At 45.7% G+C, this 23,707-nt stretch carries 22 protein-coding genes; 18 read left to right on the top strand and 4 right to left on the bottom strand.

Annotated elements, in window-relative coordinates:
* Window positions 1–58: 58 nt before the first annotated feature.
* Both INR79_RS12530 and INR79_RS12525 read left to right on the top strand, forming a co-directional pair.
* The gene (locus INR79_RS12530) at window positions 59–2,392 is read left to right on the top strand and encodes an AsmA family protein (protein WP_262415349.1); all 2,334 of its coding nucleotides are present in this window, start codon (window positions 59–61) and stop codon (window positions 2,390–2,392) included.
* Between the two features lie 206 nt (window positions 2,393–2,598).
* The gene (locus tag INR79_RS12525; RefSeq protein ID WP_223094505.1) at window positions 2,599–3,555 is read left to right on the top strand and encodes a nucleoside hydrolase; all 957 of its coding nucleotides are present in this window, start codon (window positions 2,599–2,601) and stop codon (window positions 3,553–3,555) included.
* An 83-nt stretch (window positions 3,556–3,638) separates the two neighbouring features.
* Here INR79_RS12525 and cobO read toward each other — a convergent pair whose 3' ends face one another.
* Complete coding sequence (cobO, locus tag INR79_RS12520; RefSeq protein ID WP_004406141.1) at window positions 3,639–4,244, bottom strand: cob(I)yrinic acid a,c-diamide adenosyltransferase; 606 nt, start codon at window positions 4,242–4,244, stop codon at window positions 3,639–3,641.
* Between the two features lie 99 nt (window positions 4,245–4,343).
* On the opposite strand from cobO, the gene INR79_RS12515 reads away from it, so the two are divergent.
* Both INR79_RS12515 and INR79_RS12510 read left to right on the top strand, forming a co-directional pair.
* The gene (locus INR79_RS12515; RefSeq protein ID WP_038143796.1) at window positions 4,344–4,799 is read left to right on the top strand and encodes a low molecular weight protein-tyrosine-phosphatase; all 456 of its coding nucleotides are present in this window, start codon (window positions 4,344–4,346) and stop codon (window positions 4,797–4,799) included.
* A gap of 116 nt (window positions 4,800–4,915) precedes the next feature.
* Window positions 4,916–5,512 (top strand): DUF1287 domain-containing protein, encoded by a 597-nt coding sequence (locus tag INR79_RS12510; RefSeq protein ID WP_022607283.1) that lies wholly within the window; start codon window positions 4,916–4,918, stop codon window positions 5,510–5,512.
* Between the two features lie 41 nt (window positions 5,513–5,553).
* On the opposite strand, the gene INR79_RS12505 is transcribed toward INR79_RS12510, so the two are convergent.
* Entirely contained in the window at window positions 5,554–7,113 is a 1,560-nt protein-coding gene (locus tag INR79_RS12505; protein WP_223094503.1) for a SulP family inorganic anion transporter, read from the bottom strand.
* 296 nt (window positions 7,114–7,409) lie between these two features.
* Window positions 7,410–10,385: a ribonuclease E gene (gene rne / locus INR79_RS12500; protein WP_223094501.1), complete on the bottom strand. Its 2,976-nt coding sequence runs from the start codon at window positions 10,383–10,385 to the stop codon at window positions 7,410–7,412.
* A 773-nt stretch (window positions 10,386–11,158) separates the two neighbouring features.
* Here rne and rluC point away from each other — a divergent pair.
* Window positions 11,159–12,109 carry a 23S rRNA pseudouridine(955/2504/2580) synthase RluC gene (gene rluC / locus INR79_RS12495; RefSeq protein ID WP_004406126.1) on the top strand — a complete coding sequence of 317 codons (951 nt, stop codon included), beginning with the start codon at window positions 11,159–11,161 and terminating at the stop codon, window positions 12,107–12,109.
* A gap of 71 nt (window positions 12,110–12,180) precedes the next feature.
* Here rluC and INR79_RS12490 read toward each other — a convergent pair whose 3' ends face one another.
* The gene (locus INR79_RS12490; RefSeq protein WP_223094499.1) at window positions 12,181–12,762 is read right to left on the bottom strand and encodes a Maf family protein; all 582 of its coding nucleotides are present in this window, start codon (window positions 12,760–12,762) and stop codon (window positions 12,181–12,183) included.
* A 138-nt stretch (window positions 12,763–12,900) separates the two neighbouring features.
* On the opposite strand from INR79_RS12490, the gene yceD reads away from it, so the two are divergent.
* The 13 genes from yceD to INR79_RS12425 all read left to right on the top strand — a co-directional run bounded on the left by yceD (window position 12,901) and on the right by INR79_RS12425 (window position 23,392).
* Window positions 12,901–13,425 carry a 23S rRNA accumulation protein YceD gene (gene yceD, locus INR79_RS12485; RefSeq protein ID WP_004406121.1) on the top strand — a complete coding sequence of 175 codons (525 nt, stop codon included), beginning with the start codon at window positions 12,901–12,903 and terminating at the stop codon, window positions 13,423–13,425.
* A gap of 30 nt (window positions 13,426–13,455) precedes the next feature.
* Window positions 13,456–13,626, top strand: a complete 171-nt coding sequence (gene rpmF / locus INR79_RS12480; protein ID WP_004406120.1) for a 50S ribosomal protein L32 — start codon at window positions 13,456–13,458, stop codon at window positions 13,624–13,626.
* Between the two features lie 9 nt (window positions 13,627–13,635).
* Window positions 13,636–14,661: a phosphate acyltransferase PlsX gene (plsX, locus tag INR79_RS12475; RefSeq protein WP_223094497.1), complete on the top strand. Its 1,026-nt coding sequence runs from the start codon at window positions 13,636–13,638 to the stop codon at window positions 14,659–14,661.
* A gap of 5 nt (window positions 14,662–14,666) precedes the next feature.
* Window positions 14,667–15,620, top strand: a complete 954-nt coding sequence (locus tag INR79_RS12470; protein ID WP_004406117.1) for a beta-ketoacyl-ACP synthase III — start codon at window positions 14,667–14,669, stop codon at window positions 15,618–15,620.
* 76 nt (window positions 15,621–15,696) lie between these two features.
* The gene (fabD, locus tag INR79_RS12465; protein ID WP_223094495.1) at window positions 15,697–16,620 is read left to right on the top strand and encodes an ACP S-malonyltransferase; all 924 of its coding nucleotides are present in this window, start codon (window positions 15,697–15,699) and stop codon (window positions 16,618–16,620) included.
* 27 nt (window positions 16,621–16,647) lie between these two features.
* On the top strand, window positions 16,648–17,382 hold the full coding sequence (fabG, locus tag INR79_RS12460; protein ID WP_004406113.1) for a 3-oxoacyl-ACP reductase FabG: 735 nt from the start codon (window positions 16,648–16,650) through the stop codon (window positions 17,380–17,382).
* Window positions 17,383–17,549: 167 nt separating this feature from the next.
* A complete protein-coding gene (gene acpP / locus INR79_RS12455) occupies window positions 17,550–17,783 on the top strand; it encodes an acyl carrier protein (RefSeq protein WP_004406112.1) in 234 nt (77 codons plus the stop codon).
* Window positions 17,784–17,879: 96 nt separating this feature from the next.
* Window positions 17,880–19,124, top strand: coding sequence for a beta-ketoacyl-ACP synthase II (gene fabF / locus INR79_RS12450; protein ID WP_004406090.1), 1,245 nt, complete (start codon window positions 17,880–17,882; stop codon window positions 19,122–19,124).
* 97 nt (window positions 19,125–19,221) lie between these two features.
* Window positions 19,222–20,028: an aminodeoxychorismate lyase gene (gene pabC / locus INR79_RS12445; protein ID WP_223094494.1), complete on the top strand. Its 807-nt coding sequence runs from the start codon at window positions 19,222–19,224 to the stop codon at window positions 20,026–20,028.
* Window positions 20,025–21,041 (top strand): endolytic transglycosylase MltG, encoded by a 1,017-nt coding sequence (mltG, locus tag INR79_RS12440; protein WP_223094492.1) that lies wholly within the window; start codon window positions 20,025–20,027, stop codon window positions 21,039–21,041. The genes pabC and mltG overlap by 4 nt, the downstream gene beginning before the upstream one ends.
* A complete protein-coding gene (gene tmk, locus INR79_RS12435) occupies window positions 21,038–21,676 on the top strand; it encodes a dTMP kinase (RefSeq protein ID WP_022590073.1) in 639 nt (212 codons plus the stop codon). The genes mltG and tmk overlap by 4 nt, the downstream gene beginning before the upstream one ends.
* A complete protein-coding gene (gene holB, locus INR79_RS12430) occupies window positions 21,676–22,635 on the top strand; it encodes a DNA polymerase III subunit delta' (RefSeq protein WP_223094490.1) in 960 nt (319 codons plus the stop codon). The genes tmk and holB overlap by 1 nt, the downstream gene beginning before the upstream one ends.
* Window positions 22,625–23,392 (top strand): TatD family hydrolase, encoded by a 768-nt coding sequence (locus INR79_RS12425; RefSeq protein ID WP_223094488.1) that lies wholly within the window; start codon window positions 22,625–22,627, stop codon window positions 23,390–23,392. Before holB ends, INR79_RS12425 begins: the two co-directional genes overlap by 11 nt.
* Window positions 23,393–23,707: the final 315 nt, after the last annotated feature.

Here is a 23,707-nt window from a genome sequence, read left to right as displayed (position 1 = left end):
TTATGCGCCACTTTTGTATGTTTGAAGGAATATCTACAGTCGCAGATTCAAGGAATCCATGATGAAGAAGTTGCTTCTATCCATTGCCGCGCTCATCGCTCTGGTGATCGTTGCTTTGTTAGCTCTGATTCTATTCGTAAATCCCAACCAGTTTAAACCTATGATTGTCGAGCAGGTGCAGAAAAACACCGGAATGATGCTCGCAATTGAAGGCGATATTAGCTGGCAATTTTTCCCAAGTTTAGGGTTCAGTGTTGGTAAAACAGAACTGAGAAACCCAGAAGGCTTCTCCAGCCCCAATCTATTGAAAGTAGAGCAAGTAGGGCTTGCCATTGAGGTGACTCCTCTACTTAGCAACCAACTGGTAATTGGCAATATCCTGCTTGATGGTGCTGAAGTCTCGCTCGAAACACTCAAAGACGGCACGTCAAATCTGGATAGCCTGACCAAAGCCAATTCAGCAAAAGAACAGGCTGAAACAACAGATACGACTCAAGCACCAGCCGAAGAAGCGCCTGCTGAAATGGGTGAACAACCATCGGCTCTGGAGCAATGGGAAGTTCTGGTTGCTGGTATCACTATATCGAACGCCAAAGTGACGGTATCCGATAAACAGGCGGGCACGCTCTTAACTCTAAGTGATGCGAATGCATCGCTAACCGAATTTGAATTCGGTCAGTGGAGCAAGCTGACTTTTGATGTCACTGGTGCCCAGAATCAGCAGAACTTCGCAGCAGAAGGGCAGGTCGAGTTCAAACTGTCTCAAGATCTCAAGCAGTACGAACTTCGTGAAGTTGCGCTTGATGCCAGCGTCGATGACAAATCATTAGGGCTGAATGCAAAGGCAAAACTGTCACTGCCTGCCTTTGCGCTTGGTGCGTGGAACAGCATCGAATTTGACGTGAGCGGTAAGAATCAACAACAAAACTTCGCGGCGAAAGGTGGAACAGAGTTTTTCCTTTCTGAAGATTTTCAAGATTACCAACTCCGCAAACTCGGGTTGGATGCCTCTTTCAACGACCCTGGAAACAAGGTAGAGAAGCTACGTCTTGACCTTGCCTCCTTTGCTTTTGATAAACAAAATGCTCTGTCTTACGAGTTGCTTGGTGACTTAGCTGGATTGGCTGTTGACTCGAAAGGTTCACTGAATATTACGGTCGATAAAGCCATCAGCAAAATTAAAGTGGCAAGCATTAAGCTCGCGAACAACCTGAAAGGTGAGGCACTTCCTCAGTCTCCAATGGCAGTTAACCTTGATGCCGGGCTTACATTTGATGTGAAGAAAAGCGCGTTGTCGCTGGTTCTGAATAAGCTGACAGCCAATGACATTGCACTGGACGGGAAAGCCAGCGTAGTGCTTGCCGAAGTGCCTCAAGTGAACTTTGACTTACACAGCCCAAATATCGATTTGGATGCATTTTTGGGGCTAAACCAAAAAGCAGAAGCGGAAACCAGCCAAAGTTCTGGCGGTGGAAGCGCGCCGACAGGAGAAGCGCCAAAAGCCCCTGAGGTCGAGCCTGATTTAAGTGCGCTGAAATTGGTGAATGCTAAAGGTAAGGTGGTGATTGACAAGTTCAAAGCCAACAATGCCAAACTGCAAAAAGTCACAACTCAATTTACTTTGAAAAATGGGGTCTTTGACCTTACTCGCTTTAGCGCAAACCTGTATCAGGGCAGTATCTCTACCAAAGCTAAGTTAGATGCTCGAAAAGCAACACCGACATACAGCGTCAATGGTTTAATCAAAGGTGTGAAAGTTCAGCCATTGTTGGTCGATGTTGCAGAAACCGACCTGCTGGAAGGAACGGGTAACATCGATTTGGCTCTGACGGGTAAAAGCTTGAAACCAACTGCACTTCAGGAAAACTTGAAAGGTACAGTTAAGATCAACTTTGCAGACGGTGCAGTATATGGGGTGAACTTACCTCACCTTATCCGCACTCACTACGCAAGGTTTAAAGGACAGGATGTTTCGGCTGCAGATACGGTAGAGAAAACCGATTTCTCTGCAATGACAGCCACACTTAAACTAAATAAGGGTGTTGTAACTACAGACAATCTGAATATGCAGTCACCATTGCTTCGTATTACGGGTAAGGGTAATGCAAACTACATCAAACAAGATGTGGATATGGTTATCCGTACGTCGATTGTCGGCTCTTTGAAAGGTCAGGGTGGCGAAAGTATTGATGACCTGAAAGACGTGACCATTCCTGTTCAGATTTCGGGTAAGTGGACCGATCCCAAATACAAGCTAGTCTTTGATGATGTATTAAAGCAAGAAGCCAAGAAAGAGGCTGAGAAAGGTTTACAAAAACTGCTCGGTGATAAAGTGAAACCAGATCAGACTAAAGACATTGCAGATAAGTTGTTGAAAGGCTTGTTTAACTAAACAAATAGCCTCTAAACCCGGTAGGCTAGCATACGGTTACTGAGTTTTTACATATTATTGCAGATACAAAAAGCGCGCTGTCTCGCAAGGCAGTGCGCTTTTTATTAAGGTGGTCTTTATATCCTTTATGTCGTGAATTGAGTCACAAGAAATATGAAATGAAATGTTTATTATCCCAATGTAATTGAGATAAGGATGTGTATTACATGGCAACAAAAATCATATTAGACACCGACCCAGGCATAGACGATTCCATGGCGCTACTGTATGCCGAAGCTCTTGAAGATATTGACCTTATTGGTATTACCACCATTTTTGGCAATGCGACAATCGAAAACAGCACACGCAATGCCGTCTATCTTAAAGATAAATTCCAACTCACCTGCGATATTGCGCAGGGCACTGATAATCCTTTAGTTCGTGAACCCGTTGGAGCATCGTCTGCGGTACACGGAGAGAGTGGATTAGGTGATGTCGATGTATCGGGTGTTGAAGTGAATGACATAAGCGACAAGCCTGCCCACCAGTACATCATTGATACGCTAAAAGCGTATCCAGGAGAGATTACGCTGGTGGCAGTGGGACCTCTTACCAATTTAGCGTTAGCGCTGGAGAAAGACGAAAGCATCACTTCTTTGGTGAAAGAGGTAATCATCATGGGGGGCGCGTTTGGTTTAAACAACCGTCGTGGAAATGTCACTCCTTATGCAGAAGCAAACGTTCATGATGACCCGCATGCCGCTCAGCAGGTGTTTTCGGCACCTTGGTCGATTTCGGTGATTGGTCTGGATGTGACTGAATCCAGCGTATTTGACGATCCGTACTTTGCGAATTTAAGGGAAAATGCTGGTTCTGTAGGTGATTTTATCTGGGATGTGAGTCGTTTCTACCTTAAATTTTACTCATCGATCATTGGGTACAACGGTTGCCATGTTCACGATCCTTCTGCCATTGCCTGTGTAGTCAAACCTGAACTGTTTGAATTTGAAGTCGGGGCAATTGAAGTAACGACTGAAGGAGAAAAACAAGGCATGACGACTTTAGTGACAGGAGATGCTGCGAAAGGAAAAGTACAGCAGAAAGTGGCAGTCAGAGTGAATACAGAAGCTTTACTCAATGACTACAGAGACAACGTCGTCACTTACAGTAAGAAATTTTCGTAATCGCAGAATTTGTAAGAAGAGAAAAGGGCTGAATCTTATATTCAGCCCTTTGAAATTTAGTACTCATAGATGAATGCGAGTAATTACCAGTCCACGCCTTTCAGTGCTTTTACACCGTTTTCAAAAGCGTGTTTGACATTACGGACTTCAGAAACTGTATCGGCAAGCTCAGTCAGTTCACGGTGTGCACCGCGACCAGTAATAACGACCGATTGCATGAATGGGCGATTCTTGAGTGCTTCCAGTACTTCTTCTAACTCAATGTAGCCGTAGTTCACCATGTAGGTAATTTCGTCGAATAAGACAACGTCGATAGATTCATCTTGCAGCATGCGTTTGCATTCCTGCCAAATCTTCTGTGCTGCATCGGTGTCTTTTTGGCGATTCTGCGTTTCCCATGTGAATCCAGTGCCCATTACCTGGAACTCTACTCCAAGCTTTTCAAGCAGGTTACGCTCACCGTTGTCCCACGTTCCCTTGATAAACTGAGCCACTGCGCAGTTCAAGCCATGTCCGACTGCTCGGCAAATTGTACCAAAGCCCGATGTTGATTTTCCTTTACCGTTTCCGGTAATAACCAGCAATATTCCTTTTACATCTTGGGCGGCGGCAATGCGTTCATCAACTTGTTCTTTAACTCTTTGTTGACGTGCTTTGTATCTTTCATCTTTTCTTTCTTCTGCCGACATGGAGCATCCCTTTCTTACTGGTTCTGGTTGAAGCGACCTGGGTATAATAGCCTAACAAAGTCGGTGGAAAAACCATAAGGAAAACAGGTGAAAGCAAAGATTTCTAAAGTTCTGGTGGTGTGTTTAGGTAACATCTGCCGATCACCAACCGGAGAAGCGATTCTAAGAGCAAAGGCGAAGCAATCAGGGGTTGATTTACAGGTAGACTCCGCGGGTACAGCTGGATACCACATTGGTGAAAATCCAGACAGTCGTTCCATGCAGGCTGGAAAAAGAAGAGGCTATTCTTTTCAGGGGATCCGCTCAAGGAAAGTCGAACAAAGCGATTTTGAGGAATTCGACCTTATTCTCGCAGCGGATCATTCCAACTTATCGGATTTGGAAGACATCTGCCCACAACAATACCATCATAAGCTCAAGCTGTTCTTAAGCTATGGGCAGAGTGGCTATGATGAAATACCGGATCCTTACTACGGTGGTGAGCAAGGATTTGAACTTGTTATCGATTTGATTGAAGAAGCCAGTGATGTACTGCTGAAAGAGATTGCATCTTAGACCCATCAAGATGACGTTACTTTGATTTGCGGTCACTCTCATTTTACTTGTCGCTGGCACACAGCCGGAGGTGCTCGGGTTATGCTTGTGCATGAAATCACAACGACGGACTGGCATTGACAAGAATATTTAAAGCGGGGCTATTGGCGTGCTGCGCGGCGTTAAGTAGTGAAGCATACAGTGCTTCCCCAGATGAACTGGTTGACGCTGCTATGGAGCGTACAGAACATTTTGTTATCTACGACGGCAGCTATGTGAGTATTCCATATCCCAATGGGGATGTGGCTCCTAACAAAGGAGTGTGTACAGACGTCATTATTCGAAGCTATCGGACTTTAGATATCGATTTACAAAAAAGGGTGCATGAAGATATCAAAGCCCATTTTGATCAGTACCCATCTAAACGAATCTGGGGTTTAAGTCGTCCAGACAAAAACATAGACCACCGACGCGTGCCTAATTTGCAGGCTTACTTTAAACGTCATGGAGAAAGCCTGAGGGTTTCTCAGAAGGGCACCAACTATAAACCTGGCGACATTGTAACTTGGATGCTTCCCGGTAACTTGCCTCATATTGGCATTGTGGTTGATCAGCGTTCTGAAGATGGGGAGAGACCGTTAATCGTTCACAATATTGGCTTTGGTCCCAAGATGGATGACATGTTGTTTGATTATCAAATAACAGGCCACTACCGATACTTCCCTCAGAAATAAAAAAACCGACGCGATGGCGTCGGTTTTTTTTCTCAACTGAATTAGCCAGCTAGCACATCAGTGGCAACTTTATAGCTTGGATCTTCCTTCACGTTGATTTCAACCAAGCTTCCTGCTTTATCCAGTAGCGCTCTACAATCCTGGCTCAAGTGACGAAGATGCAGAGTTTTACCTGCTGCGGCATAACGCTCTGCCAGTGTTTCGATCGCTTCGATTGCGGAGTGGTCTGCAACGCGAGAATCTGCAAAGTCCACAATGACATCTTCAGGGTCATTTTTAGCGTCGAAAAGCTCAAGGAAATTCGCTGCTGAACCAAAGAAGATAGGACCGTTGATGTGGTATTCCTTTGAACCTTCTTCGGTGATTTTGCTTGTCGCGTAAATGTGTTTTGCGTGTTCCCATGCAAACATCAGAGCCGAAGCAATCACACCTACCGCAACCGCAACTGCGAGGTCAGTAAGCACCGTTACCACGGTGACCAACACAATGACAAAGAAGTCCTGCTTAGGTACACGGCGCGCAAGCTTGAACGTTGCCCATTCGAATGTACCAATAACCACCATGAACATCACACCAACCAATGCTGCCAGCGGAATCATTTCGATAAGGTCAGATGCAAACAGGATGAAGAACAGAAGTGCCAGTGCAGCAACGATACCCGACAGACGACCACGACCGCCTGAGTTTACGTTGATCATAGACTGACCAATCATCGCACAGCCACCCATAGCACCAAACATAGAACAAGTAACGTTAGCCATGCCTTGACCGACACATTCACGGTTTGACTGACCACGGGTATTTGTCATCTCATCCAGAACGGTCAGAGTCAGTAGTGATTCGATCAAGCCAATTGCTGCAAGAATAATGGCGTAAGGCAAGATAACCTGAAGTGTTTCCAAAGAAAGAGGCACGCTAGGCACGGAGAAAGTTGGCAATGAACCAGCCAGCGTTGCCGCTTCATCGCCAGACATAGTACGAAGGAAATCGACAACGGTGCGCGTTTCCAGATCCAAGCCAACAACCAAACCAGTCACCGTGACGATAGCGACCAGAGAAGAAGGCACTGCCGTGGTGAATTTTGGCAAGAAGTGGATGATAGCCATAGTCAGAGCAACCAGACCAAGCATCAGGAACATCTGGTCTGAAGGTAGCCAGGTTAGCATTCCGTCGATGTCTGGTGCTTTGAACTGACCTAACTGTGCCAGGAAAATGACAATCGCCAAACCGTTTACAAAGCCAATCATTACCGGATGTGGCACCATGCGGATGAACTTACCTAACTTGAAGATACCCGCTGCGATCTGCAGGATACCCGCTAACAAGATAGCGGCAAATAAATACTGGATTCCGTGAGAAATAACCAGGCTGGTCATAACAACGGCCATTGCACCAGTTGCACCAGAGATCATGCCTGGACGACCGCCGAACACAGAGGTAATCAGACCAACAATGAATGCGGCGTAAAGACCGACCATAGGGTCGACACCAGCGACAAAAGCAAATGCAACCGCTTCTGGTACCAGTGCTAGCGCTACGGTCAAACCAGAAAGCACGTCATTTTTTACGGAGTGCTTGGAAAATTGTGGAAATTCGAACATGTTAGCTCAGTCAATTAGCTTAAAAATACATACTTCCGACTATTGGGGCTGAGTAACAGGTTGTTTAAAAGAGCAGCTCAATAATCGACACTTGAGTCGGCGAATCCTACAGAAAAGCGTGATGAAGTTCAATATTGATACCAAACTAATCAATAGACTTCGTGAATAACGCTCTCTATCGAGACACCTTATTTACTGGTTTAGGTGAACAGACACCAGAATCCTAGAATAGCCTTTAAATATTGCAAAGAAAAAAACGGGTCGCGTTTGCGACCCGTTTTCGTTTCTGGTTCAGATTAGCTGAAATCAGGCTTTGCCATTTCAGCAGACGCGCGGTTTTTCGCAGAAACGGCTCCGGCTCCAATTGGCTGGAAGCGTTCTGTACGGAAAGGTGCAGCAACGACCTGAATTTCACGCATCTCAGTGCTACCTGGCGCACTTGCCATTGGCGCTGAAACGTGAGACTTCACCTGATGCGCGACTTTCACCTTAATCGGCTCTGCAGACTCTTCGGCTAAAGAAGCTTTAACTTCAGGTGCTGGTGCTGGTTCAGTTTCTACAACAGTATTCGTATCCACAGGCGCATCTATCAGTGCTTCTGGCTCCGCTTTTGTTTCAACTGCTGGTGCTACAGTTTCAGTCGCTGATACTGCTTCTTGTTCAGGTTTATCTGCCGCTACAACAACATCATTCTGAACAGGAGTTGCTTCAACCACAGGTGCTTGAACAGCTGCTACTGGTTTTTCTTCAACTGCAACCTCTTCACGACGAATGATCACTTTGCCCATTGCCATTTCTGGGAATGCGTAACCACCATGTACTGGTGCTGCCAGTTCAACTTTCTTCTCAACCTTGTCGTCTTTACGACGTTTTGGCTTAGCAAGATCGTATCTAGGCATGACTTTACCCATCGCCATCTCAGGTGACGCTACACCACCTTTACGTAGACGGAATGGGTTCGGCTTGCGATCGCGACCACGGCGGCGACGCTGACCACTTGCACGCAAATGACGAGGTGAACGACGGTTACGACGTTGCTTGGTTTCCTCTTCTTCACCTGCTGTTTCCGGCTTCTTCGCTTCCACTTCTGCAGCCTGTTTTAGTTGCTGTTCGGTGTTAGCTTCTTCTGCCGCTTTCTGGTCTTTAACGCGAACTTGTTTCTTAAGATTACGACGCTGACGACGTTCTTTAACCTGTTCCGCTTTCTTCTCTTTTCTCTCTGGTTTAGCGGTTGCTTGAGCATCAGCGGCTAGCTGCTGACCTTCTTTCGCTAGTTTAGAGTTTTTGTTCTCGTCTTTGGTGCGTTTCTCGTTACGAGGTTTGCGGTTTTGCTTACGAGAATCTGCAGCTTTCTTAGTATCGTTTTCAGATACCTCAGCTTCCTGATCTCGATCGCGGCGACGATTACGGTTTTTGTTATCACGAGAGTTACGACGGCGGTTTTCACGCTGGTCTTTGCGATCACGACGCTGGCGGTTGCCACGGCGATTATCCGTTCTTTCTTCTTTCTTCTCTTCTTGTTTCTGCTCTTCTTCATCAGAGCCAAACAGGAAGCTACCCAGAGCTTTGAAAATGCGACCAAACAATCCTGGTTGAGCATCTTCTTCTTTCTTCACTTCAGGCTTTTTAGCAGGTGCTGGTTTCGGTGCCGGAGCAGATTGCGCCGGTGCAGCAAACCCTTTCAGAGCAGGCTCTTCAATCTTCTTAGGCTTCAGAGAAGGCTCTTCAGATTCTTTCGCTTCTGCTTCTTTCATCGCTTCCAGTTTCTTTGGAACCAAGTAGGAAAGCAGATCTTGCTCTTCACCATCACGAACACGAATTACTTCGAAGTGCGGCGTTTCCATATCTGAGTTAGGAACAACCGTGATCTTCACTTCCTGATGTTTCTCGATGTGGTTCACCGAGCGACGTTTTTCGTTAAGAAGGTAGGAAGCAATAGCAACAGGAACAACAGCCAGTACTTGGGATGTGTTGTCTTTTAGTGCTTCTTCTTCAATCAGACGAAGAACAGACAGAGCCAGTGATTCATTATCACGAACCACACCTGTACCAGAACAGCGAGGACAAATGTGATGGCTTGCTTCTGCCAGAGAAGGGCTCAAGCGCTGACGAGACATCTCCAGAAGACCGAAGCGAGAGATACGACCAATCTGAACGCGGGCACGGTCTAAACGAACGGCTTCACGCAGACGGTTTTCAACTTCACGCTGATGACGAACAGGCGTCATATCGATAAAGTCGATAACAACCAGACCACCTAGGTCGCGTAGACGAAGTTGACGGGCAATTTCATCGGCTGCTTCTAGGTTGGTGTTTAGCGCGGTCTCTTCGATGTCACCACCCTTAGTAGCACGCGCTGAGTTGATGTCGATAGACGTCAGTGCTTCTGTCGGGTCGATTACAATAGAACCACCAGACGGAAGGCGAACTTCGCGCTGGAATGCTGATTCGATTTGGCTTTCGATTTGGTAGTGACTAAATAGCGGCACTTCACCGTCGTACTTCTTAACTCGATTAATGAAGTCCGGGCGAACCAATTGAATGTGCTGTTTAGCACGCTCATAAATGGTGTTGCTATCAATCAGGATTTCACCAATGTCGCGACGCAAGTAGTCACGAATTGCACGTACGATGACGTTACTTTCCTGATGAATCAGGAAAGGGGCTGCATTGGCATCAGACGCTTCTTTAATTGCGCTCCAGTGATTAAGCAGAACGTTTAAGTCCCACTCTAGCTCTTCAGCACTTTTGCCTACACCAGCTGTACGTACGATCAAGCCCATGCCCTGAGGCAATTCAAGAGTGCTTAACGCCGCTTTCAGTTGTGTACGCTCATCACCTTCGATACGGCGTGAAATACCGCCAGCACGAGGGTTGTTAGGCATAAGAACCAGGTAACTACCAGCAAGAGAAATGAAAGTAGTCAGCGCAGCGCCTTTGCTGCCGCGTTCTTCTTTCTCTACTTGAACAATAACTTCTTGGCCTTCTTGTAGCACTTCTTTGATGCTAGGACGACCTTGGTAGGTATAACCTTCAGGAAAGTAATCTTTGGCAATTTCTTTAAGAGGGAGGAAACCGTGTCTCTCGGCACCGTAGTCTACAAATGCAGCTTCAAGGCTAGGTTCGATTCGAGTGATACGTCCTTTGTAGATATTCGCTTTTTTGGATTCGTGACCAGGACTCTCGATATCTAGATCAAAAAGTCGCTGTCCGTCGACCAAAGCGACACGCAACTCTTCTTTTTGAGTTGCGTTGATTAACATTCTTTTCATTGTAAAAAAATCTCGTTGTCTTTTTCTTTGTTTTCATTTTTCAGCTTGTCGTTTAGCACTTTGCTTGTGGTGTCTGATCCCATGGTTTTACGATGCAACCTCACGGCTGGAAGGGATGCTCTCGGACACTTCAGTTGCCACACCTAATTAAAAAGTGTGACCTGCCGAATTTGGCAGTCATAACTCAACACAAATAAAGAGAGTAGAACGACAAGTGACACTTCCATTTCTATGTCTGACGCCGACTGCTGCATAGAAGCTGAGAAGCGATCTACTCTTTATTGCTGATTGCTCATGGATTCTGCTACCAAGGAAACAGAGAATGGGTAAAGGTTGCGGTTTGAAAAGATCCAATAGCGGAAAAGTTGATCCCGGAATTGCCGGTAAAATGTAATTCACGCTTGTTTCTTGGAAAAGTTATCTGCGCAACTGACCTAACACAGCTCTGTTTATCGGTTTGAGTACAAAATGTAATCAATTCGACCATTGCAGCACTGAACTATAGCAGTGCAAAGAAAAGTGGGCAATCAGGATTCATAGAAAGCATCAAAAAAATGAGAGATGAATAGTTTAACTGTTCAGTAATTCACTGTTATTAATGGTTAAATTAGTAAAACTCAATGAATTGTATATTTATTCGCCCACCAGTTATTCACAACTTTTTTCACTGCACAATTTTCTAAGTTTTTGCTTTTTGCCCAAATGGTCGTTCGCTTCTCCGCTAGCGCTCATTTTATCTAGCTTCAAAGATTGAAAATGTTAGAATGCGCGTCATGAACGAAATCAAAACTTCCGTACAGTTCGTCGATATCGACGACGACATGGCTGGGCAAAGAATTGATAACTTTTTGCGCAATCAGCTTAAAAATATCCCTAAAAGCATGATTTATCGCATTTTGCGTAAAGGCGAAGTGCGCGTGAATAAAAAAAGAATCAAAGCAGAATATAAGCTCCAGGCTGGTGATACTGTTCGAATTCCACCTGTTAAAACATCAGCAGAACCAGAAGCAGCCCCTGTGAGCACTAAGCTAAACAAAGTTGCGGAGCTAGAGCAGCACATCATTTTCGAAGATGATCATATGCTGATCCTGAATAAGCCGTCTGGTATTGCTGTGCATGGTGGCAGCGGTTTGAAATTTGGTGCGATTGAAGCTCTTCGGGCTTTGAGACCAGATGCTCGTTTTCTGGAGTTGGTTCACCGAATTGACCGTGATACATCTGGCATTTTGCTGGTGGCGAAGAAACGTTCGGCGCTGCGTCATCTGCAGGCTCAGTTTAGAGAGAAAACGGTTCAGAAGTATTACTTTGCGCTAGTGATGGGGCAGTGGAAAAGCAGTTGCCGAGTCGTGAATGCTCCGCTTCTGAAAAATGAAGTCAACAGCATTGTTCGGGTAAACCCGAAAGGCAAACCTTCGGAAACACGCTTCAAAGTGCTGGAAAAGTTTGAGCAAGCAACCCTGATTCAGGCAAGCCCGATTACGGGTCGAACCCACCAAATTCGCGTGCATACGCAATATACAGGGCATCCGATTGGCTGGGATGACAGGTATGGCGATCCTCGTTTCGATGCTTATACAGCAAAAGTTGGTTTAAACCGTCTGTTTTTGCATGCAGCAAACATCAAGTTTGAGCACCCTGGGAGTGGAGATAAGGTCGATATTTCTGCCCCGATGGGAGATAAGCTCGAAAAAGTGTTAGCTGGGCTTCGAAAGCTTAAAAGCTAACTGTCCAATCGCACAAATATAAAGTAGATATAAATAAGACCGCATGAATCGCGGTCTTTCTAGTTTGACGGCTAGATGACTTTAAAGCCTTGTTTCTCTAGCATTGAAATAAGCGTGATGAGCGGAAGACCAACTAATGTGTTTGGGTCTATTCCTTCCAGGCGTTCAAACAGTGCAATCCCCAAACCTTCACTTTTAAAGCTGCCTGCACAATATAATGGCGCTTCCTTATCTACATAATTTTCTATCATTGATGCAGAAAGCTCGCGAAAGTGAACTTTAAAGGTATCTATCTCTACATCACACTGATCCGTTTGAGAGTTATAAAGAGCAACTCCAGTGTAAAAAGTGATGGCTTTACCGCTTTGTGAAGTCAGCTGCTTTATCGCATTTTCTCGGGTGTGAGGTTTACCGACGATCTTTCCGTCGATCACACAGATCTGATCCGAACCAATGACCAGAGCGTCCGATTCTACTGAACAAGAGCGTGCTTTCAGTTCGGCTAACCGTAGAACAAGATCTTCAGGCGATTCGTTCTCTAAAGGCGTTTCATCGCAACTTGGTGATGCGACTTCAAAGGGTACACAAAGCTTGTCTAAAATAGCGCGCCTGAAAGGGGAGGTGGATGCCAAAATCAAAATGCGTGAAGTCATGGTTTTCGTCAGAATAATTACGGGTTTGTGGCAGAATAAACCAAGTTTTATCGCTTATCCTAATCGTAAGGAAAAAAACTCAAGTTTTTTACCTTTTTCTTTGACTCAAGAGGATTTGGACGATAATATTCGCGCCCTATGCAAAAGGTAAAAATACCGCGAACGGTTGACCCGGCGAAAGCGGCTCAGAAAAGATTAGACTACGATGGCATCATCCAAACTAGCCTTTTCAAACGCTTAACTGATACAGCCGAAGGCGTAAAACGTGACGCAGAAGTCTCATTGTCCTTTGGGCATGATGAACAGCGATTAGTCGTTATCTCTGGTAAAGCTAACGTCGAAATCGATTTAGAGTGTCAACGTTGTAATGAAGTTTTCGCACATGAGTGCGAAGTCCAATTTACTTATACTCCTTATTACAGTGAGAAAAGTGAAGAGGATGCACCGGAAGAGTACGATTTGGTAGATCTAAACGAGTACGGTGAAGTCGACCTCATACAACTGGTTGAAGACGAGTTCATCTTATCTTTGCCTCAAGTTCCAATGCACGATGAAGCGGATTGTAGCGTTAATTCAGACAATTTGGTGTTTGGCGAAATCCCCGAAGAAGTGGTGGAAGAGAAACCGAACCCATTTGATGTTTTAAAAGACTTAAAACGTTAATTTTTAAGTAATAACATAGGAGTAGGGTCAATGGCCGTACAAAAGAGCAAGAAATCACGTTCAATGCGTGGCATGCGTCGTTCACACGATGCGCTAACTTCTAGTGCACTATCTGTAGACGCAACTTCAGGTGAAACTCACCTACGTCACAACGTGACTGCTGACGGTTACTACCGTGGCAAAAAGGTTATCAACAAGTAAGGTTGACCTTTGCAAACTATTACCGTTGCACTTGATGCAATGGGCGGGGATTTCGGTCCCCGCGTAACAGTGCCTGCCGCCGTGCAGGCATTGTCGCATTTCCCAGAGCTAAAAGTGATCTTAATTGGTGATCGCGATCTGATCACATCTCAACTTTCCCGAATTGGGTATATCCCAAATTCACGCTTAAGTATCAAACACAGCGATCGTACCATCTCCAATACCGAGCGTCCGTCTCAGGCTTTGCGTAACAGTAATGGCAGTTCGATGAAACTGGCGATAGATTCTGTTGCCGATGAATCTGCGGATGCATGTGTAAGTGGCGGAAATACGGGAGCGCTGATGGCGTTGTCGCGTTTTCGTTTAAAACTGTTACCTGGAATAGAAAGACCTGCGCTGGTCTCCGCATTACCCACAGCCAATGGCAACAAAACCTGGATGCTGGATTTGGGGGCGAATGTATCGTGCGATGCCGATACTTTATTCCAGTTTGCAGTTATGGGCAGTGCACTCGCTGAACAGCACTTGGCTCGTACACCCAAAGTGGCGATTCTGAACATCGGTGAAGAAGACATCAAAGGCAATGATCTGGTAAAACGCTGCTCCGAATTACTTTCCGAGACCGAAGCGGTGGACTACGTAGGTTACGTAGAAGGGGATCAGTTATTGCATGATTCAGCCGATGTGGTCGTATGCGATGGATTTGTCGGCAATGTTTGTCTCAAAACAACGGAAGGGGTTGCTCATCTTTTTATAGATAAGTTGAAAAGCCAGCTTGGAAATTCGGGTATAAAAGCCTGGATTGCAAGAAAATTGTTCAGTGGGCTAATGGATGAGCTAAAAAAACTGAACCCCGACCAGTATAACGGCGCAAGTTTGTTAGGATTGCGCGGCATTGTCATTAAAAGTCATGGAAGTGCTGACGTATCTGCAGTCGTCAACGCGATTGGCGAAGCAGTACACGAGGTCAAACGACAGGTTCCCAGCCGGATTAGCGATCGTTTGGAAGCGGTTTTACTCGAGAGGCATTATTAGTCTTCATGTATAGCAAAATTTTAGGAACAGGCAGCTACCTGCCGTCTCAAGTGCGTACTAACGCCGATCTTGAAAAAATGGTAGATACAAGTGATGAGTGGATCGTAACTCGTACTGGCATCAAAGAGCGCCGTATCGCAGCAGAAAACGAAACGGTAGCGGACATGGCTTACCATGCTTCGGTAAATGCCATAGAAATGGCGGGTATTGATCGCAGAGACATCGACCTGATTATCGTTGCCACAACGAGCGGTAGTCATGCCTTCCCATCTGCAGCCTGCCAATTACAGGCTCAACTCGACATCAGCGGTTGCCCGGCATTCGACTTAGCGGCGGCTTGTTCAGGTTTCGTTTATGCCTTATCGGTTGCTGATCAACACATCAAAACAGGCATGTGTAAGAATGTTTTGGTTGTCGGTTCGGATACACTATCCAAAACCTGTGACCCGACTGACCGCTCCACCATTATTTTGTTTGGTGACGGTGCGGGTGCTGTTGTGGTCGGTCAGAGCGAAGAGCCTGGCATTTTGTCGACTCACCTTCATTCCGATGGTCGTTTTGGTGATCTACTTAACTTACCTTTGGCAAGCCGTGAAGATGCAGAAGCGGATAAGTGGCTGCATATGGCAGGTAACGAAGTCTTTAAAGTGGCCGTTACTCAGCTTTCACGTCTGGTAAAAGACACGTTAGAAGCGAACCAAATGGAAAAAGCTGAATTGGATTGGCTGGTACCTCACCAGGCTAACCTAAGAATCATTTCGGCTACAGCGAAAAAACTGTCTATGCCTATGGAGCAAGTGGTGGTCACACTCGATCGCCATGGTAATACCTCTGCGGCAACCATCCCAACCGCCCTTGACGAAGCGGTACGAGATGGACGAATTCAACGTGGTCAGACGCTTCTTCTTGAAGCATTTGGCGGCGGCTTTACATGGGGATCGGCGCTCGTTCGATTCTAATCATTTCTGCCAGGCAGCCAGTTACCTGCTGTCTGGCATTTTCAATTTTATTGCATTGCTTTAAAGGAACTTTACGATGAGCAAGTTTGCTGTTGTATTCCCAGGTCAAGGCTCACAAGCTGTTGGCATGCTGGCTGAACTAGGCGAGCAACATGAAGTAGTAAAAAATACATTTGCAGAAGCTTCTGACGCTCTTGGCTACGATCTTTGGGCTCTGGTACAAAGTGGTCCGGCTGAAGATCTGAATCAGACATTCCGCACTCAACCAGCATTACTGGCATCTTCTGTTGCCATCTGGCGTGTGTGGCAAGAGCAAGGTTTAGCAGCACCAGAAGTGCTAGCGGGTCACAGCTTGGGTGAATACTCTGCACTGGTTTGTGCGGGCGTTATCGATTTCAAAGAAGCCATTAAACTGGTTGAGCTACGCGGTCGCCTTATGCAAGAAGCGGTACCAGCAGGTACGGGTGCAATGTACGCTATCATCGGCTTAGCGGATGATGCGATTGCGAAAGCGTGTGAAGAGGCAGCTCAAGGTGAAGTTGTTTCACCTGTAAACTTTAACTCTCCTGGTCAGGTTGTTATCGCAGGTAACAAAGACGCAGTTGAACGTGCAGGTGCATTGTGTAAAGAAGCGGGCGCTAAGCGTGCCTTGCCGCTTCCTGTCTCCGTTCCTTCTCACTGTGCGCTAATGCAGCCAGCCGCTGATAAACTGGCTGAAGCATTGGAAGCGATCGAATTCAGCGCGCCAAGCATTCCTGTCATCAATAATGTTGACGTGGTGACTGAAACCGATCCTTCAAAAATTAAAGATGCACTGGTTCGTCAGCTTCACAGCCCGGTTCGCTGGACTGAAGGCGTCGAGAAGATGAGCGAGCAAGGCATTGAAAAATTATACGAATTGGGTCCAGGTAAAGTGCTGACTGGTCTTACAAAACGAATCGTGAAAACGCTTAGCGGTGCAGCTGTAAATGACGCAGCAACGTTAGAAGCGGCTAAGTAGTTTTAAATTTAAGGAATAATCAACATGATGAATCTAGAAGGCAAAATTGCACTGGTTACAGGTGCAAGCCGTGGTATTGGTCGTGCAATCGCTGAACTTTTGGTAGAACGTGGTGCCACAGTAATTGGTACTGCAACAAGCGAGAACGGTGCGGCAGCGATCAGTGAGTATCTAGGCGAGAACGGTAAAGGTCTTGCTCTGAACGTGACTGATGCGGAATCTATTGAATCTGTTCTTAAAACCATCAATGATGAGTTTGGTGCGCTGGATATCTTAGTAAACAACGCGGGTATCACACGTGATAACCTGCTGATGCGTATGAAAGATGATGAGTGGACAGACATCATGGATACTAACTTAACTTCGATCTTCCGCTTATCTAAAGCGGTACTTCGCGGTATGATGAAAAAACGTAACGGACGTATCATCAATGTTGGTTCGGTTGTTGGTACTATGGGCAACGCTGGTCAGACAAACTACGCGGCTGCTAAAGCGGGTGTAATCGGCTTTACTAAGTCGATGGCACGTGAAGTTGCGTCTCGTGGTGTGACAGTGAACACAGTTGCACCAGGTTTTATTGAAACTGATATGACAAAAGCGCTGAATGATGAGCAACGTGCTGCTACACTATCAGCGGTACCAGCCGGTCGTCTTGGTGACCCGCGTGAGATCGCATCTGCAGTGGCTTTTTTAGCATCACCAGAAGCGGCTTATATTACAGGTGAAACCCTGCATGTAAACGGCGGTATGTACATGGTTTAAGTCTTGCGTAATTGATTTATGCATGATTTAGGTCAAAAATGTACCGAATTTCGGGAAAAATCGCGCAAATTGTGGTTTGACCAGCAAGGACACCCTTGCAACTTTTAAAAGTTTGAATAAACTACGGAAAACATCGCATAAAGCGAAGTCTGTAAAGGAAAAGAAAAATGAGCAACATCGAAGAACGCGTAAAGAAAATCATTGTTGAACAGCTAGGTGTAGACGAAGCAGAAGTTAAGAATGAAGCTTCTTTCGTTGACGATCTAGGTGCTGATTCTCTGGACACTGTAGAGCTAGTTATGGCTCTAGAGGAAGAGTTCGACACTGAGATTCCAGACGAAGAAGCTGAGAAAATCACTACTGTTCAAGCTGCAATTGACTACGTGAACAGCGCTCAGTAATTTGCACTCCCAGGCGGTCATCCTTGACCGCCTGAGTTTTTATCGTCTATCTTCTATCCTTTCACTTTATCAATTTCAACTCCGGAGAGTTATATCGTGTCCAAGCGTCGTGTAGTTGTCACTGGCATGGGTATGTTGTCACCGGTAGGCAACACTGTAGAATCATCGTGGAAAGCCCTGCTAGCAGGTCAGAGTGGTATCGTCGATATCGATCACTTTGATACTTCCGAATTTTCAACTCGTTTTGCAGGTTTGGTCAAAGACTTCAACTGCGAAGAGTACATGTCTAAAAAAGACGCCCGTAAGATGGATTTGTTCATCCAGTATGGCATTGCTGCGGGTATTCAAGCGCTTGATGACTCAGGTCTGGCGGTTACCGAAGAAAATGGTCCTCGAGTAGGTGTTGCCATTGGCTCGGGTATCGGCGGTCTAGGCTTAATCGAAGCTGGTCACACTGCGCTATACGAAAAGGGTCCACGTAAAATCAGCCCATTCTTTGTACCTTCAACCATCGTTAACATGATTGCGGGTCACCTTTCTATTATGAAAGGTCTTCGTGGTCCTAACATTGCTATTTCAACCGCTTGTACAACAGGTTTGCACAATATCGGACATGCGGCACGTATGATTGCATACGGAGACGCAGATGCCATGGTAGCGGGTGGTGCAGAGAAAGCATCTACCAGGCTGGGTATTGGCGGTTTTGGTGCTGCAAAAGCCTTGTCCACGCGTAACGATGAACCTCAGAAAGCATCACGTCCATGGGACAAAGATCGCGACGGTTTCGTTCTTGGTGACGGTGCTGGCATGATGGTACTTGAAGAGTATGAACACGCTAAAGCGCGCGGTGCGAAAATATACTGTGAGCTTGTCGGCTTTGGTATGAGCGGTGACGCTTTCCACATGACTTCTCCGAGTGAAGACGGTTCTGGTGGCGCGTTGGCAATGGAAGCAGCAATGCGTGATGCAGGCGTAACTGGTGAACAAATCGGTTACGTGAATGCGCACGGCACTTCAACACCCGCGGGTGACATTGCAGAAATCAAAGGCATCAAACGTGCTCTTGGTGAAGCAGGCTCAGAGAAAGTGCTTGTGTCTTCTACCAAGTCTATGATTGGTCACCTGTTGGGTGCAGCTGGCTCTGTAGAAGCCATCATCACTGCTTTGGCTCTGGTCGATCAGAAAGTGCCACCAACAATCAACCTGGATAATCCAGACGAAGGTACTGAAGGTATCGATCTGGTTCCACATACGGCGCGTGATGTGAATATCGAATACGCTTTGTGTAACTCGTTTGGTTTCGGTGGAACAAACGGCTGTCTGATCTTCAAAAAGATCTGATGCGATTCTAAAAGAATCGATAGAGTAGTATAGTTAAGCTTGTTTTAAAGCGGCTTGATGCTTAGCATTGAGCCGCTTTTGTTTATATGGAGTAGCTATGATTCTCGTCAACGGACGACCACAAGAACTCTTTTCTGTAACCGATCGAAGCTTCCAATATGGAGATGGATGCTTTTCGACACTATTGACCTGTAAAAAGCAGATTCAATCCTGGAATTACCACAAAGAACGTTTGGCAGAATGCCTGACGGTGTTAAAAATCCCGGCTCCGAATTGGCAACAAGTTTATGAATGGTGTAACAAAGTCGCTTTAGACGATGAAAAAGCAGGCTTAAAAATCCATATCAGTCGCGGGACAGGGGGCAGAGGCTACGGAACAGAAGGTACTTCTGCTCCAGCCGTTACAGTAACGGCTTTTGCGTTTCCTGCGCATTACAACAAATGGATTCGTGAAGGCATTGAGTTAGGCGAGTGCAAAACTCAGCTTGGCCATCAGCCTTTACTCGCGGGGCTAAAGCATAACAATCGACTGGAACAGGTTCTGGCTAAGTCTGAAGTCGAGAAAAATGGCTGGAAAGATGCGATCGTCTGCGATATTGATGGTAATGTCGTAGAAACTAGCGTTGCGAATCTGTTTTGGCTAGATGGTGGATTCAGGCTCTGCACACCTAAGCTTCACCTGGCTGGTGTTGCAGGCATCATGCGAAAACAGGTGATTGAAGAAGCAATGAGTAGGCGCATGACGCTCGTTGAGCGCTCGTTTTCCATGGAAGAGGTCTTGGATGCAAAAGAGGTCTTCATCACCAATGCTCTTCTACAAATTTGCCCCGTGACAAAAATAAACGAGACTGAGTTTGAAATCGGTCCAATTACCAAAACATTTCAGGAGATATTTTTAACGTGATTAAAAAGATTGCGGTTGTTTTGGCTCTCGGCATCGCAGTACTGATCGCTGGTGGGCTTTACGTCAGTCAACAGGCTAAAAACTATGTTGGTCAAACTTTAGAAAATGCTCAGCCTACACTCATCACCATTAAATCTGGCACTAGCTTTCAGGGCGTATTGACTCAACTGGAGCAGACAGAATTGATTGCTCCAAGCCCACTTTCTAAGTTAATCCGCCATTTGTACCCAGAATTAGTTAGCGTTAAAGCGGGAACGTTTATGTTACCTGCGTCGCTTTCATTAAGTGATGCGCTGAAATTTTTAGGTGAAGGAAAAGAGCACCAGTTTTCCATCACCTTTGTTGAAGGAACGACGTTTAAAGAGTGGCGAGCGGTTTTGGACGGATCTGAGCATCTGCGTCATTTAACGAAAGACAAGACGGAAGCAGAAATTGCACAAGCGCTCAAGATTGGTGGTGAAAAGCTAGAAGGTCTTTTCCTCGCGGAGACATACCACTATACCGCTGGCACCTCTGATCTGGATATTCTTAAGCGTGCGAACAGAGATTTAAATCGCGTATTGAGCAATGCCTGGGATGGGAAGCAAGAAAAGCTTCCGCTTAAATCCAGTTATGAAGCGCTGATTCTGGCTTCTATCATAGAGAAAGAGACGGCTATAGATGAAGAACGTGAGCGTGTGTCTTCGGTTTTTATTAATCGACTAAATAAAGGAATGAGGCTGCAAACAGATCCTACCGTAATCTATGGTATGGGTGACAGCTACGATGGCAACATACGTAAGAAAGATTTAAGAACGCCGACCCCGTATAATACTTATGTGATTAAAGGGCTGCCGCCGACTCCAATTGCCATGGCGGGACCCGCGTCCATTTATGCGGCTGTCAATCCAGAAGAAAGTAATTACCTGTATTTTGTGGCCAGTGGTCACGGTGGTCACGTATTCAGTAAAAACCTTGCTGCTCATAACCGAGCAGTTCGCGAATATTTAAAAGTATTAAGAAGTAAGAAATGATCCCAGCGAAATTTATCGTCATTGAAGGGCTTGAAGGGGCAGGTAAAAGTACTGCTATTCAAGCGGTAAAAGAAAAACTTGAACAGATCGGTGTTGAAAACATCGTAAATACGCGGGAACCTGGCGGAACAGCGTTAGCCGAAAAAATGCGCGCTCTGGTAAAAGAAGAGCACGAGGGTGAAGCGTTACAGGACATTTCTGAGCTTCTGCTCATGTATGCCGCTCGTGTTCAGCTCGTCGAGACGGTGATTAAACCTGCTCTGGAAAGTGGTTCTTGGGTAGTAGGAGACAGGCACGACATGTCGTCTCAAGCTTATCAGGGTGGTGGTCGCCAAATCGAACGCGACACCATGAGCGCATTAAAGCGAGTCTCGCTTGGTGAATTCAAGCCAGATCTGACGATTTACCTCGATATCGACCCGAAAGTCGGATTGGAACGCGCGCGTGGTCGTGGTGAACTTGATCGTATTGAAAAGATGGACATCAGCTTCTTCGAACGAACTCGTGATCGTTACCTGGAAATGGCCCATGCAGATTCAAGCGTTGTTATTGTTGACGCACAACAATCCATCGATCAGGTGGCAGACAGCATTCGAAACGCATTACAAACCTGGTTTGAAAACCTGGAGCACTAATGGACGCGTTATACCCCTGGCTACAGACAACTTGGGAACACTGGCAAGCTTTGTTACGCAATGATCGAGTAACAGGTGCTTTGCTTTGTCATGCCCATTCAGGTCTTGGTGCAGAGCAGTTAGCGTCAAAATTTGGAGAAGCGTTGGTCTGCGTAAACTCAGATGATGATGCGTGTGGGTTTTGCCATAGTTGCGATTTATCTAAGTCAGGCAGCCATCCCGACATCCATCAGATTTCACCTGAGAAAGAAGGCAAAACCATCTCGGTTGACCAGATTCGACAGGCAAATCGTTGGGCGCTGGAATCGTCTCAGTTGGGTGGGAAGCGCCTAATTGTTATAGCACCTGCTGAAGCCATGAACGAATCTGCCTCTAATGCGTTGCTAAAAACGCTGGAGTCTCCAGCTGAAAACTGTGTCTTCCTGTTACTGACAGGTGATAAGCATCAACTGTTGCCAACAATAGTGAGCCGCTGTCAGCAATGGGACATTGTTCAGCCAGACCAGCAGCAGGCGATGAGCTGGCTAAACCAAAATAGCGATAAACCAGTCAGTGAACTAGCGCTAAAGCTTACTCACGGTGCTCCGCTATCAGCTCAGGCGTTTGTTGAAAGTGGTTCGGAAAAGGTATTTTTAGAGATGAACCACGTTCTGGTGGAGCAGCTCTCTGAACCGATACCGTCATTCGGTCAAGTCTGGAAGAGCTTAAAAGATGCGCCTGTTGAACGTTTGGGCTGGCTCAGTATTGTCCTGACCGATATCCAGAAAAGTCACTTCGTTCAAAATAAAGAAAAGCAGGTGGAGCCACTAGCCAAACTGGTGAGTTATGATCTTGCTTATAAAAAAACACGAGAATTAAACCAGCTTATTCACCAGTTAAAAACATTTCCCGGCTTAAACGCGGAATTACTGACTGCAGAGTGGTTTTTAGATTTACACGAGAAGAAAAATGTTTGTTGATTCACATTGCCACTTAGATAAGTTGAATTATGAAGATTTGCACACCGATGTGGCAGATGTTGTAGAGAAAGCAAAACAAGCTAAAGTTGAGCACTTATTATCGGTGGGCGTGACGTTAAACAGCTTTCCGAAAATGATGGATATGATTCGACCATTTGAAAACGTGTTCGCATCGTGCGGCATTCATCCTTTAGATGTAGAAAGCGATTTTACACTCGAAACGTTGCATGAATATGCTAAGCACCCTCGTGTTGTTGCGGTTGGTGAAACGGGTCTTGACTACCATTACAAACCGGAAACTAAAGCCCTTCAAATCGAGCGATTCGAGCAACAAGTCGAGCTTGCTGTTGAAATCAATAAGCCGCTGATCATTCACACGCGAGAAGCCAGAGAAAATACTCTTAGTATATTAAGAAATGGTCAGGCTCAGAAATGTGGTGGTGTCATCCACTGTTTCACAGAGGATTTACCCTTCGCAGAGGCGGCAATGGAACTGGGTTTCTATATCTCTGTTTCCGGCATCGTGACATTCAGGGCGGCAACAGAGCTTAAAGAAGTGGTGAAAGCGCTGCCGATGGACAGGCTTCTGATTGAAACCGATTCACCTTATCTGGCACCGGTTCCTCATCGTGGAAAAGAGAATCAACCAGCTTACGTTGTAGAAGTCGCTCAGTATATTGCGCAGCTAAAAGAAGTGTCTTTAGGGGAGGTTGCTCAAACAACCACCAGAAATTTCCAAAATCTTTTTTTGAGATAAAAAGTTCAAATTCGATAAAAAGGGAGCGAAAGCTCCCTTTTTTTATTCCAAATCAAACTTTGTGAGACGTTCACTATATGTGTTGGTGAATAAAGTAGCAAAAATAAGAACTTGTAAATTTGTTACGTAAAATAACAAGTGTTTATTTTTTGTTTACCTTATGTCAAGTGTGGGTGTGATATTTATCTTTATTAAAAACAATGAATTAGATATTTGAAAAGCATTACATCGTAAAATTTGAACTGTGATCCCGGTACTGTTTTGGAACTAAATTTCACAATCCAATTTAAAGGGTGAGATAGGTCACGAAATATT

The sequence above is a fragment of the Vibrio sp. SCSIO 43132 genome (assembly GCF_019904195.1).
Classification (GTDB): Bacteria; Pseudomonadota; Gammaproteobacteria; order Enterobacterales; family Vibrionaceae; genus Vibrio; species Vibrio nigripulchritudo.
The sequence above is the reverse complement of the archived record's forward strand: the minus strand, read 5'-3'. Positions and strand labels throughout refer to the sequence as shown.

Coding starts and splice junctions, on each gene's coding strand:
- INR79_RS12530 (WP_262415349.1), top strand. CDS start 59: ATGATGAAGAAGTTGCTTCTATCCATTGCCGCGCTCATCGCTCTGGTG.
- INR79_RS12525 (WP_223094505.1), top strand. CDS start 2,599: ATGGCAACAAAAATCATATTAGACACCGACCCAGGCATAGACGATTCC.
- cobO (WP_004406141.1), bottom strand. CDS start 4,244: ATGTCGGCAGAAGAAAGAAAAGATGAAAGATACAAAGCACGTCAACAA.
- INR79_RS12505 (WP_223094503.1), bottom strand. CDS start 7,113: ATGTTCGAATTTCCACAATTTTCCAAGCACTCCGTAAAAAATGACGTG.
- rne (WP_223094501.1), bottom strand. CDS start 10,385: ATGAAAAGAATGTTAATCAACGCAACTCAAAAAGAAGAGTTGCGTGTC.
- rluC (WP_004406126.1), top strand. CDS start 11,159: ATGAACGAAATCAAAACTTCCGTACAGTTCGTCGATATCGACGACGAC.
- INR79_RS12490 (WP_223094499.1), bottom strand. CDS start 12,762: ATGACTTCACGCATTTTGATTTTGGCATCCACCTCCCCTTTCAGGCGC.
- yceD (WP_004406121.1), top strand. CDS start 12,901: ATGCAAAAGGTAAAAATACCGCGAACGGTTGACCCGGCGAAAGCGGCT.
- rpmF (WP_004406120.1), top strand. CDS start 13,456: ATGGCCGTACAAAAGAGCAAGAAATCACGTTCAATGCGTGGCATGCGT.
- INR79_RS12470 (WP_004406117.1), top strand. CDS start 14,667: ATGTATAGCAAAATTTTAGGAACAGGCAGCTACCTGCCGTCTCAAGTG.
- fabD (WP_223094495.1), top strand. CDS start 15,697: ATGAGCAAGTTTGCTGTTGTATTCCCAGGTCAAGGCTCACAAGCTGTT.
- fabG (WP_004406113.1), top strand. CDS start 16,648: ATGAATCTAGAAGGCAAAATTGCACTGGTTACAGGTGCAAGCCGTGGT.
- acpP (WP_004406112.1), top strand. CDS start 17,550: ATGAGCAACATCGAAGAACGCGTAAAGAAAATCATTGTTGAACAGCTA.
- pabC (WP_223094494.1), top strand. CDS start 19,222: ATGATTCTCGTCAACGGACGACCACAAGAACTCTTTTCTGTAACCGAT.
- tmk (WP_022590073.1), top strand. CDS start 21,038: ATGATCCCAGCGAAATTTATCGTCATTGAAGGGCTTGAAGGGGCAGGT.
- holB (WP_223094490.1), top strand. CDS start 21,676: ATGGACGCGTTATACCCCTGGCTACAGACAACTTGGGAACACTGGCAA.
- INR79_RS12425 (WP_223094488.1), top strand. CDS start 22,625: ATGTTTGTTGATTCACATTGCCACTTAGATAAGTTGAATTATGAAGAT.